Source organism: Desulfobulbaceae bacterium, from assembly GCA_015231515.1.
In the GTDB taxonomy this organism is placed as follows: Bacteria; Desulfobacterota; Desulfobulbia; order Desulfobulbales; family VMSU01; genus JADGBM01.
In genome coordinates, this window is sequence record JADGBM010000076.1 from 1 (window position 1) to 15,404 (window position 15,404).

A 15,404-nucleotide genomic window follows, 5' to 3' on the forward strand; every position below is an offset into this window, starting at 1 on the left:
AAAATCGCGGGGCCCTGGCCAGAACATTTCCGGAACCGTCTATGACCAGGCTTTGTCCGTCAAAGACGAGAGAGTCTTGGCCGCCGACCTGATTGACGTAGATAATCGGAGTGTTGTGTTTTTTTGCCAACTGGCGGAAAAAGGCAAGTTTCACCTCAGGTTTTCGCAAATGAAAGGGCGAGGCGGCAATATTGATCAAAATGTCCAGGCCGGTTTCGGAGGCATCAACAAGATTCTGGACCGGATTATGGGCGTATAGTTTAGAAGGTTCGGCGTCATCAAAACCTTCGGTTAGCAGGTCAAAAAGAGTTGGATCGTTAAAGATATCTTCGCAGATTGTGATACCCAGAATTTTTCCTTGAAACTGCACGGGGGTGGTAGCGCCACCCGGCTCAAAATAGCGCGACTCATCAAAGACATCATAGGTTGGCAGTAACTGTTTGTGGACGGCATGGCAAAAGGCCGGGGTGCTTAAGATGGCGCTGTTGTGCAGTGGTTTGCCTGTTGGGGAGGAGCATGGCGTAATTGAACCAAAAAGGATGGGGAGGCCGCACTGTTCCTGTAACGACTGCATAGCTAGCTGGTGCGCTGCAATAAACGCCGGACGTTCCAGAAGGTCTTGAGGAGGATACCCACTTATCGCCATTTCCGGAAAGATTGCCAGATCAGCCCCTTCCTCTTTGGCCTTTTTTGCCCAGTTAAGCATTGCCGAACTGTTTGCTGTGAAATCACCGATTACCGGGTTGAGTTGGATAGCTGCAATTTTCATAAGTGGCTGCCTTCAGAGCATAAATCGTGTTACGATCATCCTGGATGGTCTTGTAAACAACAGTGCAAAAGCGTATCTATAGCACATTTTTTGTGTCGTACCAACGAGGAATAAACCGATGAGCCTATCATTTCCACATTGCCGCCGTTGTTAGAGGAGGGTGTAATGGGTTTTAGGCGGGGCTAGACTCCGAAGTGTCACTACCCGAAGGTTATCAACAAGGAAATACCTGTCTTAGCAGTAATCTTGTATGTTTATATTTTTTTCGTGCTGTGCTACAAAGAAATTGTGAATAAGGAAAATGGCTTTTTACTGCTTAACTGGGAGATTTTATGAAAAAATACTTTGTTCTGGATACCAACGTTCTGTTGCATAATGCTGCGGCTATTAACTCTTTTGCTGACAACTATGTTGTGCTGCCAATGACTGTTATTGAAGAGTTGGATAGATTTAAATCTCACAGCGATGAGCTGGGGAGAAATGCCAGGAAGGTTGTTCGAGAGCTCGATGCACTTCGATCTAAAGGAAAGCTTAGCCAAGGTGTCATGATGGAGAATGGCGGGATTATGAAAATCGCCATGGAGGACATAGGTGGCGGGAAGACAGGTCTGGATATGACGGTACCGGATAATCGCATTTTGTCGGTTGCTGATAATCTGAACAAGGAAGGTCATACCGTAATATTCGTGTCAAAAGACATAAACGCCCGCTTGAAGGCAGATGCCCTCGGTCTGGGAGTGCAGGATTTCGAAAAGCAGAAGGTTAATTTTGATGAGCTTTATACTGGCAACAGGACAGAGATTGTTCCCGGCCAGGTAATCGATAAATTTTATGCAGACAAGGAACTGACATACGATGGTCTTGACCTCTTACCTAACGAGTTCGTTCTCCTGGTTGATGAAGGGGATGAAAAGCACACGGCCTTAACCAAAGTCAACAAAGAAGGGCTTCTGGTGCCGCTTAACACCTTAGCGGAAAATGTCTGGCACCTTCGCGCTCGCAGCAAAGAGCAGCGCATGGCAATGGAGCTTCTCATGGATCCGGCAGTTCAGCTTGTCACACTTGTCGGGCAGGCTGGAACGGGCAAGACGCTTCTTGCTATTGCTGCTGCCTTGGAGTCTGTTATCAGCCTTGAAAGGTATGATAGAGTGCTGGTTTCCCGGCCTATTATTCCAATGGGTAAGGATATTGGCTATCTGCCGGGTGGCAAAGATGAAAAACTGATCAACTGGATGCAGCCGATCTTTGATAATCTTACCTTTTTGCTAAGTCATGGTCGCGAGAAAGAGGAAGAGGGTTCGATTAAAAAGAAGATTGATAAGCTGATGCAGGACAATGTCCTGGAACTTGAGGCCTTGACCTACATGCGAGGCAGGTCAATTCCCCGGCAATATGTTATTATTGACGAGGCCCAGAATCTAACGCCCCATGAGGTTAAAACCATAATAAGCCGGGCGGGAGAAGGCACAAAGATGATTCTCACCGGCGACCCCTACCAGATTGACAACCCGTATCTTGACTCCAGTAGTAACGGCCTGACCTATTCAGTAGAACGTTTAAAAAGTTTGGATCTACACGGGCATGTAACTTTACGAAAAAGCGAAAGAAGCAGCATGGCAGCGGCAGCGGCAGAGTATCTCTAGAATTTTCGTCGTTTTGGCAGAGGTTTTTTGACATCAGTGTCCTGAAGCATTATTATAAGCTGTTACTACCTAATCCGGATTAACCGGAGATAAGCACTCTTAACGGCAGGGCACAAACTCCGACTTCGAAGAAATCAATGATTTCGACACTGCTTTGATGATTAAATTGATGATGATTAAATAGTTAACCCAAAACCAAAACAAGCATTTTTATGACAATTTATAGTGCGCCGTTTACTGGCGATCTCGTCAATGGTTTTTTATTAAAGGGAGAATAGCGTGGAATTTGAACCGAAATGGATAGCCTGGGAAATTACCCGTCGTTGTAATTTGAGTTGTGTGCACTGTCGCTCTTCTTCTGAACTTGAGGCCATAGGGCACCCTGATTTTTCATTTGAAGAAGCGAAACGAGTTATTGATGATATTTCATCATACGCTTCACCGGTAACAGTGTTATCTGGCGGAGAGCCGCTGTTGCGTAAAGATGTGTTTGATATTGCACGTTATGGTGCGAGTAAAGGCCTGCGAATGTGCCTGGCTACCAACGGCACATTGGTTACCGATGAGATATGTACGAAAATTAAAGAGGCCGATATTAAGATGGTCTCCTTAAGTTTAGACGGTGCCACCGCAGAGGTGCATGATAACTTTCGGAACACGTCCGGAGCCTTTGATGCGACTGTAAATGCTGCCAAATTATTTAAAAAAAATGGTATCAAGTTTCTGGTTAACTCATCATTTACCAAGCGCAACCAGGGCGAAATTGAGAATATTTATAAGTTTGTCAAGGGCCTTGGTGCGACGGCCTGGTACATGTTTATGATCGTCCCCACAGGCAGAGGCGAAGACATCATGGAAGAGTTGGTGTCCATGGAAGACTACGAGGGCTTTTTGGACTGGCACTATGAGATGGAGAAAAATGAAGATGAAATGCTTGTCCGGCCAACGTGTGCGCCCAGTTACTATCGTGTTGTTTTGCAGAAAGCCAAAGCGCAGGGAGACGACTTTAAGCGACGTACACTGCAGTTTTCCACCGGCGGTTCTAAGGGGTGCCTTGCCGGTCAGCTGATCTCTCTTCTGGATGTTGACGGTAACCTCTTGCCGTGTAGTTATTTTCCTATGCCGGCGGGCAATATTCGGGAACAGTCGTTTAAGGACATTTGGGAGAAGTCAGAGCTGTTTAAAGATCTTCGTAATTTTAAAGCGTATAAGGGGCGCTGCGGCGCCTGTGAATATGTTGAGGTTTGTGGGGGGTGCAGGGCTCGGGCCCACTCAATGAGCGGAGATTACATGGCGGAAGAGCCATTCTGTAGTCACGTACCGTTTAAATTGAAAAAGGCTTAGTGACGGGCTTAACTGGTTGAATAGTCAACTGGTTTTCGAGGCAACGAATTAGCGTTTAAACAAAGAACTTTTAAAACATAGACATAATAAGGAAAAACATGAATACAACATTTTTGAAGGCTTGTAAGGGTGAGGCGGTTGACTATACACCAATCTGGATTATGCGGCAGGCTGGGCGTTATTTGCCGGAGTATCATACCGTGCGCAGTAAAGGCTCGTTTCTGGATCTCTGTAAAAATCCTCAGAATGCTGCCGAGGTAACGATACAGCCTATCGACAGACTTGGCGTTGATGCCGCTATTTTGTTTTCAGACATCCTTGTTCCGCTGGAAAAAATGGGGGCGCCTCTTGAGTTTCGAGAAAAACAAGGTCCTGTCTTTCCAACCCCGATCCGGGATCGTGCTGCGGTTGATAAACTCGTGATTCCAGACCCGGAAGGTGATTTAGGCTACGTTATGGACACGATTCGCATCCTGCGAAAAGAGCTTGAGGGCAGGGTGCCGCTCATTGGTTTTTCCGGTGCTCCTTTCACCCTGGCAACCTATCTTGTTGAGGGTGGTTCATCTAAAAATTATATCAATACCAAGCGCATGATGTACGAGGCACCTGATCTCTATGATGCTCTTCTGACCAAGATTACCGACTGTACTATTGAGTATCTCAAGGGTCAGGCCGCGGCTGGGGCGCAGGCACTGCAGGTGTTTGACTCCTGGGCAGGGGTGTTAGCGCCCTGTGATTTTGAACAGTTTGCCATTCCATATGTTCGCAGAATTATTGCTGCCTTAAAAGAAGTAACCGATGTCCCCCTTATCTATTTTGCCAATAATGGCTCGACTCTGCTTGATCTATCGCTGACCAGTGGCGCTGATGTTCTTGGCTTTGATTGGCGTCCCAACCTTGACGATGTTGTCAAGCGTGTTAAAGGTAAAGTCTCTATCCAGGGCAATATGGATCCACTGGCCCTTTTCCTGCCTGCCGATAAGCTTGAGAAGCGTGTTGCCAATGTCTTAAAGCAGGCAGAAGGGGCACGGGGGCATATTTTTAACCTTGGTCACGGTATTGTGCCTGAGACTGATCCTGAAAAGGCCAAGTTGCTGGTCACCTTGGTTCATGAACTGAGCAAGCGCTAAAAAAAACAGATGTTGCCAACGCCTGAGCAATGTTTTCAGCTGATGTGCCAGTATAATATGCTGGATAACATCAGGGCGCATTCTCTCGTGGTTGGGCGTGTTGCAGAATTTATTGCTACTGCGCTCCACAGAAACGGCCAGCCGATTTCTGTGGAGCTTGTGTTATCTGCCGCTCTGCTGCACGACATAGCCAAAACGGCCTGCCTCCATAACGGCGAAGATCATGCCTCTGTCGGTCACGACATCTGCCTGAAACACGGTTATCCGGAATTGGCACCAATTGTTCGTCAGCACGTTATTTTGATTGATGGCTTTCCTCAGAACCCTATTACTGAAAAAGAGATTGTTTATTATGCTGATAAGCGGGTCAAGCATGACCAGATTGTCAGTCTTGAATCCCGCCAGCAATATATTATTGATCGATATGGTTTGGGTGATGCCAGGCGACATGATGCAATAAAGCGGAATTTCCAGCAAAGTTTGCTCATTGAGCAGGAGTTATTTGCTGGGCTGGAGTGCAACCCGGCCGGATTGTCAGATTGTCTGGAGAGATCCCCTGACTGGCTGCCGGAAAATGAGAAGATAACGGAGTGTCACGTATGAGCCTTCTTGAGAGTCAACAAAAGACCGCAGTTATTTTGCTTAACTTGGGCGGGCCGGAAAAAGTTGAGGACGTACGACCGTTTCTATACAACCTTTTTTCCGATCGGCTGATTATCCGCTTGGGTCCGGCTTTTATGCAAAAGCCGCTGGCCTGGTGGATAGCCAAAAAGCGGGCCCCAAAGAGCCAGGGATATTATCGTCAAATAGGCGGAGGGTCTCCCCTTAACCTGATAACTGCTCAGCAATGTGATGCGCTTGAACAATCGTTAAATGCTACCGGCAATTTCAAAGTTGTGATGGCTATGCGTTACTGGAAGCCCTTTGCTCGAGAGGTCTTGGCTGATCTGGCCTCGCAGGGCATCCAAAGGCTGATCGCCTTGACCTTGTACCCTCATTATTCTATAGCTACCACTGGCTCATCGCTTCGGGACTTGCAGGATGTTATGGTGGAGATGCCGGGACAGTTTGAACTTGCTAAAATCGCCTCCTGGCCGGATCAGAACGATTATGTTGATTGTCTGGTGCAGCGAATTCAGGCTGCTTTGAGTGACAAGGCCGAGGCCGAGGTTGTTTACAGCGCCCACAGCCTGCCGGTGAAATTTATTGATGAGGGGGATCCCTATTTAGACCATTTGAAAAGGACTATTCAGGCAATAGAAGAAAAAACAGGAGTTAAGGGACATCTCTGCTTTCAAAGCCGAAGCGGTCCCGTTGAATGGCTGGCGCCTTCGACTCCCGATACCATTGAAAAATTAGCAAAAAATGGCTGTAAAAAAATCGTTATGGTGCCGATCAGCTTCGTCTCTGACCATGTTGAAACCCTTTGTGAGATCGATATTCAATACAAAGCGCTTGCTGCTGGGTTTGGAGTAGAACTTGCGCGGACACCATCGCTCAATGTTGATCCACTCTTTATAAAGGCGTTAAACACTTTGGTGCTAACCGCCTGTAATGAAAAGGGCTGGAGTTAAGGATTAGTAGTGCATGAAGAACTGGTCTTCTTCCAACAGCCAACAACTGAATTTGGCACGTTGTAATCGCAATTACTGGGGTTGGGGGGTGGGTAAATAAAAACAATTGAACAGACAAAGCCTTAACTTGGTGTTAAACACGCACAACACTTTGTATTGCCGCACTTTTTTATCCATATGTTTTGTTCATATCTTTTCATGATTTCTGCGAAGAACAACTTGATAGGACTTGCCTGACGATTGAAAAATTTTTTTTAGCCACAGAAACACACAGAAACACACAGGAACATTTTGTAAATATTCGGCATCACTTCCCAGGAAGCCGATCAGGCTTCTTCACATACAGTCGTATAGACTCAGAAGCCTGCTTACCTCCCTGAAAAGCGATGACGAACATTTAAATTAGGGGGTTTTGTCACATTTTCCAGCGCCAAGCCGAATAACTACAACATTTTGTAATATACTGCGCTTAACTGGTCCCCAAAAAGCAGTTTTCCGTGTGCTTCTGTGTGCTTCTGTGGCTAATTAAAGCTGTTATTCATTTTTAAGCCCGCATGAACTGTGCTAAGTCCTCTTCGAAGCGATTCTGTTTTCACAGTAAAAAAAAGCGCGATGAACCTTATCTAAATTAAAAAGGCCCGGTCACTTATGCGACCGGGCCTTTTCTACGTTTAACTCAGAAACTTAGTCCTATTCGCCAAGTTCCCAGTTAATCCAGGAGCTGTCGTGAGTCTTTACATTCTCAAAGCCTAAATACCGAAAAATGGAAAATGCCGCCCCGGCAAGTTGACCGGTATTGCAGGTGGTAATTACTGTTTTGTCTGGAGTTATGCCGTAATTGTTGAGCATCCAGAGTAACTCGGCTGGCTCCTTAAGCTCGGCGTTATCCATGTATAAGGCTGAGAGAGGGAGATTAACGGAACCAGGGATATGCCCCGCTCGTTCGGCCGCATCGTGTTTGAGCATGCCCTTCGCCTGGGTAACGATTCTGACGTCTACGATTACAGTTGCAGGGTTGTCGAGATTTTCAAGCACAAAATCATTGGTCGCAACATATCTGGGCATCTCTTTGCCGCCGAATTTAAGCGCCGAAACCGGGGTCTCTTTTTCACTGGTGTGGTAACCAGCTTCATGCCAACTTTCGATTCCTCCTTTGAGATAGGCTACATCGGTGGCACCGGCATACTGTAAGACCCACAACAGGAATCCAGCTAATCGCCCATCTTTGTCATAGACCACTATTTTTTGATCAGATTTGATGCCCGCTTGACCCAACATTTCGGCTATCTGATCAAAGGAAACAAGTTGAAGCGGCTCATCACTATCAAATTTTTGACGCAGACTCATCTCTAAAGGTGAGAAGGAGATTGATCCCTCAATGTGCCCTTTCGCATAATCTTTAGACGATCTGGCATCGACAATCAGTGCAGCTTTTTTCTCGATCAAATCATGGAGTTCTCTTGAGTCAACAACCATCGCTTTATTCACTTTCGAGGTATCTATTGAAAAAGGTGCGGTTTTCTCTATTTTCCCAGGAATCCTTTCTGCTGGCACAACAACTGAACGGTTGGCTTTTATCTCATAGTCAAGCAGGTCTTTTTCCTGTAGGAAAAGATCCGTATTGCCGTGGCAGTTGTTGCAGTTGGCGTTTTGCCAGGTTTTTCGTTGAATGTTGTGGGGGGACGTACGTTTCCAGTTTGGAACTCGTGAAAAATTTGACAGCGCATCTTTAACATAAAAATCGAATAATTTTGGATCCACAGGTATATGACGGACCAGCATATAATCGTATTTGGCATTAGGTGCGGTTTGGTCGTAGTTCATGCCGATTTTCATGCCCTCTACTTCTTTCTTGTTTTGGAAATAATAAAGGCCGGCCTCATCTCTGCCGGTATGGCAACTATAGCAGCTGACGTAAGTTTGTGAATGGCAGACCTGGCACTGTACCTTACCAATGTGAATGGTATGATCGCGCACTGAGCCATATTGTAAATCCGCGTGACACTCTTCGCAGTGCACCAACTCTTCCAGATGATATCTGCCGCTCAATCCAGTTCCATCGGCGTGCATCTCTTGGCCGTCATGGCAGGTGACACAGTCCATGTTGCCTTTTGTGGCATGGACATCACCCTGACCCCGCATGCCGTAGAATTCGCTGCCGACACGACTGCCGTGACAGGCGGTGCACTGGTTGACCGGATCGGAACGTTTCTGGAAAATGTGACCCTTGACAAAACCCTTCTTAGAGGCTTTAGGCCGACTTACATGACAGGCGCCACAGCTGTTGGTGTGACAGGCAGCACAGTGATTTGATCGAGCCTCATCAATCTCTGGCCATTTGGTCGGATCGGCACGGCTTAGCAGAACTGTTGGAAAGGTTGACAGGGTAGCGTGCAGTGATTTTGACGCAGTGGAAACTATCTCTTCGTGACATTCCCCGCAGGTTTTTACGGGATTGGTAATCGCGGGAGTGGGAGCCATTCCCTGATGTGCTTCATCCTTGCCCTCCATGGTATCGTTGCCACCGTGACAGCCAACACAGCCAATCTCTCCATGAGCGGTTGCCAGAAACTCTTCTGAGACCAGAACCTTGATTTGCGGCTCCAACGGAGCCACCTTACCACCTCAGCCGGCGCCTGACTGCATTGCAGAGCTAACAGAGGTGTCGACCTTTAGAGTTGCCGTTAACATATCCTCGTCAAGGTGACATTTTTCACAGCTTGACTTTGACTCGGCCCAGGCTGACGTTTGAAAAAACACCAGCAGCAGGGCTACAGCGATGGCATGTGCTCCACAGTTACTTTTTTTTCCTTTTTTGCAGTTTTCCATAGCCTTCTCCTTGATAAAATTAATATATACAGATAGTTAATAGTCACAAAAGATCCAAAAAAAATGCGGCAAATTGTCGCATGACGACTATGTAGTAGTTGGCGATACACTTAATTAAGGCTTGCATGAGAGAAAAAATATGACTTTTTCCTGCCCCAATTTTGATTTTAACTCAGAGAATTTATGCATGAAACTCAGGGCAGAGTGCATTCCTGGCCGACCTGGCTGTCTGTTGTTTGGCAAGGTGAAACTCAGTGAAACTGTACAAAAACGGTTGAAGGAGTTAGAGGAGGAAGTGCTGCGGGAAAGGAAAAAATAAAAAGAGAGTGTATGGCTGGAATACGGTTTCCGGTTATTTCTGCTTCGCTTTCTGTTCAATGACTTGATCGAGAAGTTTGGTCAGATTTTCCCGCACAGCTGGGTCTGTAACAGTTTGGAGCCACTCACCTGCCTGTTCTGGAGATTTCCAGGCCCAGGCTCTAGTCACTCGGGTCAGGCTGGTAAGTTTAGTAGTATCATTATCTGCCAGGCTGTTTGCCCATTGAAAGGCCTGCTCCGGGTTTTTGTTTGCCCAGAGACCAATGGCGGAATTGACCGCCATTGTGCGAGTACGCCCCTCGGGAAGGGAGGAAGACCAGGCTGTTGCTGCCTGTGGGTCCTTGCGCGCCCAGACAGTGGCGGTATGTGAGGCGGCCAGGTATTGTGACTCACCCTGTTCCTGGGCCTCGACCCAGGCCACTGCTCCGGGGAGATCTTTAGTTGCCCATTGGCGAACTGCAGTTGTGAAAATCTTGGATCGGGTCGAGCTATCCTCGAACTCCAACGCCCAGAGAGCTGCTGCCTGCGGATCTGTTCGGGAAAACGCCTCGCCCATTTTGATAAAAATACGGCTTTGCAGTTGTGGATCTTCAATGCCTACAGCCCAATCATATGTGGCATTTAAGTCAGTTGTGGCCCAGATGCCGGTAATTGTTTCCAAGGCGCGCGCCATGATTTGCGGGTCAGAAATTTGGTTGCTCCAGTTAATTGCCGCCCCAACATCTGTTGCTGCCCAGTTTTTGGCAACAATGACTGCCGCTGCATTTTTGACATCTTCCGGGGCCTGGTCGACCCAAAGAGCTGCTGCCTCTGGAGATTCTGTGGACAGGGCTGTAGTTAAGCTTACGGCAAAGGCGTGGCGGTCTTTAGGGTCTTCAATTTGTGACAGGAACTCCAGGGCAAGGCTTGGGTCGATTTCGGCCAAAAGCTTGCCAAGTCCAATCACAGCCTCTCTTCGCTCTAAGGCATCGGTAAGTTGAAGGGCATACTCAAACTCCTTGTCCAGCATTGCCGGGTCATACTCTTTAGGGATATGAATGTCTGCTGTCTGTGATTCTTCATGCCCTTCCGCCAGTGGGTTTCTTGGCTGTTTAACCAAGTCCAGGTTCAAGCTCGATGTTTTTACACTATTGGTGCCTGTTTGTTGAGCTTGACTCAAAGGCTGATTGGGGCCGGTATTTTTTGTTCCTTTTTTCTGTGCCTGGCTTGAAGCCTGCTGTTGGGAAGAGGCTTTGCCGATTGTCTGACTGGTCTCAGAGGTGTCTGAGCAGCTGGCTGTGAGAAGGGAAAATGCGCAAAGAAATAAGGCCGGCAGCGATGATATATTGCGATGGGGTGTGATCATTATAAATCTCTATACTTGAACGACGGCTTAGCTTTTTGATAGTTGGGCTACAGATACAGCCAGATTATTAACATATGCCATGGTTTCTTCAACCTCAAAGGTGAGTATTTTACGATTGTGCATAACGAGTTTGCCGCCGATGATGGATGTGTTTACGTCAGCTCCTTTGGCGCAGTAGACTAGAGAGTTCTGGTTGTAAAAAGGAGTCAGGTGAGGTTTGTGTAAATCAATGATAATGATATCGGCCATTTTTCCTGGGTGCAAAACGCCTGTTTCAGGCAGGCCTAAAACCCTTGCCCCACCAACCGTCGCGGCGCTCAATGCTTGCGCTGCACTTAAGACGGTTGGGTCAGAGCTCGTCACTTTATGCAGCTTGGCAAGTGAACTCATTTCAGAAAAAAGATCCAAGTCATTGTTGCTGGCACAGCCATCAGTGCCCAAGGCCACAGGGATTCCTGCCTGTAGCAGGCCTGGCACTGGAGCCACACCGGAGGCAAGCTTCATATTGCTTTCCGGGCAGGTAACAACTCCACAGCCTGATGTTTTTAAAATATCGATCTCATGGTCATCTACCAGCACGGTATGAATACAGACAGTATTTTTGTCGAGAACCCCCAGGGCGTTCAGGTGTCGTATGGGGGTTGTGCCGTACGACTTCTCAACCTGAGCGAGCTCGGCCTGTGTTTCTGCAGCATGTATAAACATAAGACAATTATTGTCGCTGGCCAGTTGTTTTGCTTTTTGCAGGGTTGCTGGGCTGCACGTATAGGGTGAGTGGCAAAAGAGTGCTTTATTGGCAAGGTGGGTATTGGGAAAAGTTGCCAGAAAGGTCTCTGCGGCAGTAATGTTGTGTTGCGGGTCAGGTACTCCGGGAGCCGGGAAGTCGATGATACCCTGGGCGGTGATCGATCGCATGCCCGTATCGTTAAAAGCTCTGACGGCTTCGGATTCAAAGAAATAGCCATCAGCAACAGTGGTGGTGCCGGACATGATCATCTCAGCTGCTGCCAGTTTAGTAGCCCAATAGACCATCTCCCTGCTTACATATTTTGCCTCGGCCGGGAAGATATGATCATTCAGCCAGGTCATCAAGGGCAGATCGTCGGCTAAACCTCGAAACAGTGTCATGGCGCTGTGGCCGTGGGCATTGATCAAGCCCGGGCAAATCAGGCAGTTTTTTGCATCAATAGTTTTTGTTGCAGAAAAATGGTGCCAGGGACCAATATGCTTAATAAAGCCGTCCTTTATGCCGACAAGTTCGTTTGGGGACGGGTGTGTTCCGGCTTTGCTAAGAATGGTGCCATTTATGATACTGATGTCGTAATCTGTCATGCCTATATTAAAACAGTCCGGGCATCATGAAGCAACAGGTGTTTGTTGTTTTACAGTTTTTTGTGGGGAGCTGATTTTTTTAAAAAAGAGACCACAGTGGAATAGCGTTGTTGGTATAAGGCCTTCTGTTTGTCGCACCTAACTGAAATCATTCGATTTATGCTTGACAAAAACTAGATGAAATGGTGACATATTGAATGTGAATTATTTGGGCTTTTGTAGCATTCATTCTCTCGTTTGGCCTGATATTCCTCAGGAATAAGGCACTATGAATAAAATGTCTTCAATGCATCCGTACTCTCTGGAAAACAGCTTTCATCAAGGTAAATGTGCGTTTATGGCTGGTAACTATGATAAGGCCATAGTTTTTTTTGAACAGGAGATTGCTGATCATTCAGATAACAGGGACGCATTGTTCCATCTCGGTTATAGTCATAGTATACTTGGCCACTGGGAAAAGGCTATAGTCGCCTATCGTCGGATCATTGACCTTGACCCGGAAAATGCGCACGCCCATGATCTTCTTGGTGCTGCGTGCTCAAAGATGGGCTATCTGGACGAAGCAATTTCGGCACTTAACAGGGCAAACACCCTTCGCCCGGGAGATGCCTTAAGCCAATGCAACCTTGGGATTGCTCTCTGCAAATTAAAAAGGTTTGATGAGGCGGTCAGGGTTTTTGAGTGCGCCGTTTCAATGAGGCCTGATTTTGCATTTGCTCATTTTGAGCTGGGCATGGCCAGGGTTGAGCAGGATGACTGGAAGAATGCTCAACAATCGTTCAGTCGAGCAGTGCTGATTGAACCCGATTTTGCAAGGGCTCACCTTAACCTGGGGATTGCCAATGCTGTGCTTGGAGATTTTAAAGCTGCCCGTCATGAATACGAGATTTTAGGGAAAATTGACCCTCATCTCGCAGCAAAATTACTCAATGCCATTGAGCAAAACAGGTAAATTCTGAGTAATTCTCTTTGTCTAATTTGAATCTGCAGCTGGAAGTGTCATGCGAAATACAGTTTTTTTTAAGAAGAAAGAAAAATTAGGCGAACTCCTGGTCCGTAAAGGAAAAATTCAGGAAAGCGAGATGGAGCGCGCCCTCGCCCACAAAGAGACGGTACCCCAGGGACTCGGGGAGATTTTGATCTCGTTGGGTTTTATTAATGAGGAGGATCTGGCCGAGAGTCTGGCTGAGCAGGTCGAGGTCAGTGTCTATGTTCCTGATCCAGCTGATGAGTATCTGCCGGTTGAAATTTCACGCTTGTTTCATCGCGAACATCTCTTTGCCATGGTCAAGCGTGGTGAAAAAAACATTATGGTAGTCAGTGATCCCCTTGATGGCGATGTGTTGTCAACAGGGGAACTGCTCTATGCTGGTGATTTTGAAGTGCAGGTGGCCACTGAAACCATCATGCGTAACATCGTGCACGAACATTACGGATTGAGTTCGGATGCCTTTGAGGATGAATCGCTCTCTACAGATGAGTCTGATATTGACAAACTCAAGGATATGGCCTCTGAGGCACCGGTTATTAAATATGTGAACAATCTGATTGATACCGCAGTGAAGAGGCGGGCCAGTGATATCCACATGGAGCCCTTTGCTACAGGGTTTTACATTCGACTTCGAGTTGATGGTATTTTGCACGAATATGAGATTACGCCAATCAGCATGCAGGCTGCGGTTGTATCTCGAACTAAACTGCTGGCCGGGCTAGATATCGCCGAACGTCGACTACCTCAAGACGGCAAGATATCGATGCGAATTTCCGGTAAAGAGATTGATCTCCGTGTATCAACAATGCCCACTGTCTACGGGGAAGGGGTTGTTATTCGTATTCTCGAAAAGGGTAATATTATTCTCGAGATGAGCCAATTGGGAATGTTGCCGGATGTTGAAAAGAGCTTTCGGGATATGATCACTATTCCAGACGGGATTATTCTCGTTACAGGTCCAACTGGTAGTGGAAAAACCACCACCCTTTATTGTGCCTTAAATCATATTAATTCCGGTAGTAACAAAATTATCACCCTGGAAGATCCGGTTGAATATCAGCTTTTGGGAATTAACCAGATCCAGGTGCGCCCCGAGATTGCCTTGACCTTCGCCAAAGGCTTACGCTCCATTGTTCGTCAAGATCCCGATGTAATCATGGTCGGGGAAATTCGTGACTTTGAAACCGCCGAGATTGCAGTGCAGTCATCGCTTACCGGCCACTTGGTTTTTAGTACGCTGCACACCAATGATGCGATTTCAGCAATTGCCCGAATGATTGATATGGGGGTGGAAAGATTTCTAATTGCATCTTCGCTGCGGGCTGTTTTGGGGCAGCGGCTTGTTCGCTGTATCTGCAAAGAGTGTAGGGTGGTCAGGGGCATGATCTCTGAATATATTGGCTATAAGCCAGGGGGGGAGGATTTTGAGATGTTTAGGGGGGCCGGCTGCCGACACTGTTCTAATACGGGGTTTACCGGACGAATAGGTGTCTACGAGTTCCTGGAGGTGAATGACGCGCTTGGTAAGGGGATATCTCAGGGTCTTGATCTTATTGATTTACGAAAAATTGCCGACGACAATGGTTTTGTAACCATGTTTACCGATGGTCTGCAAAAGGTTAAGGCTGGAAAGACCAGCTTTTCAGAAGTTATGCGGGTCACAAGGGGCGCTGTGCATGAGTCTTTATAGCTATACCGCGCTGGACAGCAGTAATACGACTAAAAAAGGTGTCGTTGAGGAGATTGACAAGGCTGCTGCAGCTCGACGCCTTATGGGTCAGGGCTTAAGACCACTTGAAATTAAAGAGCATCGGGAAGATAAAAAGGTCTCATTTGATTTTAAATTTTTCAAAAGCAATAAACTCAGCAAAACAGATATTGAGTTCTTCACCACGCAGATAGCCCTGCTGCTCAATGCCGGTCTCTCTTTAGATGCCTCGCTGCGAACCATGAAGCAAAACTCTCAGAAGCCGGTCTTTAAAAAGTTCACCTGGGATATCGAACGAAAACTCAAAGAGGGAAAATCATTTTCTGAAGCGGTGTCGGATTACCCACAATTTTCTCAGATGTATGTCAATATAGCCAGAGCTGGTGAAGAAGGCGGTATCCTGCCGGCCATGCTATTAAAA

The 15,404-nt window shown here is 47.0% G+C and carries 13 protein-coding genes; 8 read left to right on the forward strand and 5 right to left on the reverse strand.

Translation table 11 applies throughout. The features are described from left to right. Positions 1-769, reverse strand: a 769-nt coding sequence (locus tag HQK80_11440; GenBank protein ID MBF0222820.1) for an NAD+ synthase, incomplete at its 3' end; no start/stop codon positions are given. 332 nt (positions 770-1,101) lie between these two features. On the opposite strand from HQK80_11440, the gene HQK80_11445 reads away from it, so the two are divergent. The 5 genes from HQK80_11445 to hemH all read left to right on the forward strand — a co-directional run bounded on the left by HQK80_11445 (position 1,102) and on the right by hemH (position 6,460). After that, positions 1,102-2,412, forward strand: coding sequence for a PhoH family protein (locus HQK80_11445; GenBank protein ID MBF0222821.1), 1,311 nt, complete (start codon positions 1,102-1,104; stop codon positions 2,410-2,412). Between the two features lie 279 nt (positions 2,413-2,691). After that, positions 2,692-3,756: a radical SAM protein gene (locus HQK80_11450; protein ID MBF0222822.1), complete on the forward strand. Its 1,065-nt coding sequence runs from the start codon at positions 2,692-2,694 to the stop codon at positions 3,754-3,756. A 98-nt stretch (positions 3,757-3,854) separates the two neighbouring features. After that, positions 3,855-4,886 (forward strand): uroporphyrinogen decarboxylase, encoded by a 1,032-nt coding sequence (hemE, locus tag HQK80_11455; protein MBF0222823.1) that lies wholly within the window; start codon positions 3,855-3,857, stop codon positions 4,884-4,886. A gap of 57 nt (positions 4,887-4,943) precedes the next feature. Continuing rightward, positions 4,944-5,489, forward strand: coding sequence for an HDIG domain-containing protein (locus tag HQK80_11460; protein MBF0222824.1), 546 nt, complete (start codon positions 4,944-4,946; stop codon positions 5,487-5,489). Then, a complete protein-coding gene (gene hemH / locus HQK80_11465; GenBank protein MBF0222825.1) occupies positions 5,486-6,460 on the forward strand; it encodes a ferrochelatase in 975 nt (324 codons plus the stop codon). The genes HQK80_11460 and hemH overlap by 4 nt, the downstream gene beginning before the upstream one ends. A gap of 690 nt (positions 6,461-7,150) precedes the next feature. Here the strand turns inward: hemH and HQK80_11470 are convergent. The 4 genes from HQK80_11470 to HQK80_11485 form a co-directional block, all read right to left on the reverse strand. After that, entirely contained in the window at positions 7,151-9,067 is a 1,917-nt protein-coding gene (locus tag HQK80_11470) for a hypothetical protein (protein ID MBF0222826.1), read from the reverse strand. 18 nt (positions 9,068-9,085) lie between these two features. Beyond that, the gene (locus HQK80_11475; GenBank protein MBF0222827.1) at positions 9,086-9,289 is read right to left on the reverse strand and encodes a hypothetical protein; all 204 of its coding nucleotides are present in this window, start codon (positions 9,287-9,289) and stop codon (positions 9,086-9,088) included. Between the two features lie 352 nt (positions 9,290-9,641). Further along, positions 9,642-10,952: a hypothetical protein gene (locus HQK80_11480; protein MBF0222828.1), complete on the reverse strand. Its 1,311-nt coding sequence runs from the start codon at positions 10,950-10,952 to the stop codon at positions 9,642-9,644. A gap of 27 nt (positions 10,953-10,979) precedes the next feature. Then, positions 10,980-12,284, reverse strand: coding sequence for an amidohydrolase (locus HQK80_11485; GenBank protein ID MBF0222829.1), 1,305 nt, complete (start codon positions 12,282-12,284; stop codon positions 10,980-10,982). A gap of 268 nt (positions 12,285-12,552) precedes the next feature. Between HQK80_11485 and HQK80_11490 the strand changes: the two genes are divergently transcribed. The 3 genes from HQK80_11490 to HQK80_11500 form a co-directional block, all read left to right on the forward strand. Further along, the gene (locus HQK80_11490; protein MBF0222830.1) at positions 12,553-13,236 is read left to right on the forward strand and encodes a tetratricopeptide repeat protein; all 684 of its coding nucleotides are present in this window, start codon (positions 12,553-12,555) and stop codon (positions 13,234-13,236) included. 49 nt (positions 13,237-13,285) lie between these two features. Continuing rightward, positions 13,286-14,965: a Flp pilus assembly complex ATPase component TadA gene (tadA, locus tag HQK80_11495; protein MBF0222831.1), complete on the forward strand. Its 1,680-nt coding sequence runs from the start codon at positions 13,286-13,288 to the stop codon at positions 14,963-14,965. Continuing rightward, positions 14,952-15,404, forward strand: a 453-nt coding sequence (locus HQK80_11500) for a type II secretion system F family protein (protein MBF0222832.1), incomplete at its 3' end; no start/stop codon positions are given. The genes tadA and HQK80_11500, both read left to right, overlap by 14 nt.

Coding starts and splice junctions, on each gene's coding strand:
- HQK80_11460 (MBF0222824.1), top strand. CDS start 4,944: ATGCTGGATAACATCAGGGCGCATTCTCTCGTGGTTGGGCGTGTTGCA.
- HQK80_11480 (MBF0222828.1), bottom strand. CDS start 10,952: ATGATCACACCCCATCGCAATATATCATCGCTGCCGGCCTTATTTCTT.
- HQK80_11445 (MBF0222821.1), top strand. CDS start 1,102: ATGAAAAAATACTTTGTTCTGGATACCAACGTTCTGTTGCATAATGCT.
- hemE (MBF0222823.1), top strand. CDS start 3,855: ATGAATACAACATTTTTGAAGGCTTGTAAGGGTGAGGCGGTTGACTAT.
- HQK80_11490 (MBF0222830.1), top strand. CDS start 12,553: ATGAATAAAATGTCTTCAATGCATCCGTACTCTCTGGAAAACAGCTTT.
- hemH (MBF0222825.1), top strand. CDS start 5,486: ATGAGCCTTCTTGAGAGTCAACAAAAGACCGCAGTTATTTTGCTTAAC.
- tadA (MBF0222831.1), top strand. CDS start 13,286: ATGCGAAATACAGTTTTTTTTAAGAAGAAAGAAAAATTAGGCGAACTC.
- HQK80_11485 (MBF0222829.1), bottom strand. CDS start 12,284: ATGACAGATTACGACATCAGTATCATAAATGGCACCATTCTTAGCAAA.
- HQK80_11475 (MBF0222827.1), bottom strand. CDS start 9,289: ATGGAAAACTGCAAAAAAGGAAAAAAAAGTAACTGTGGAGCACATGCC.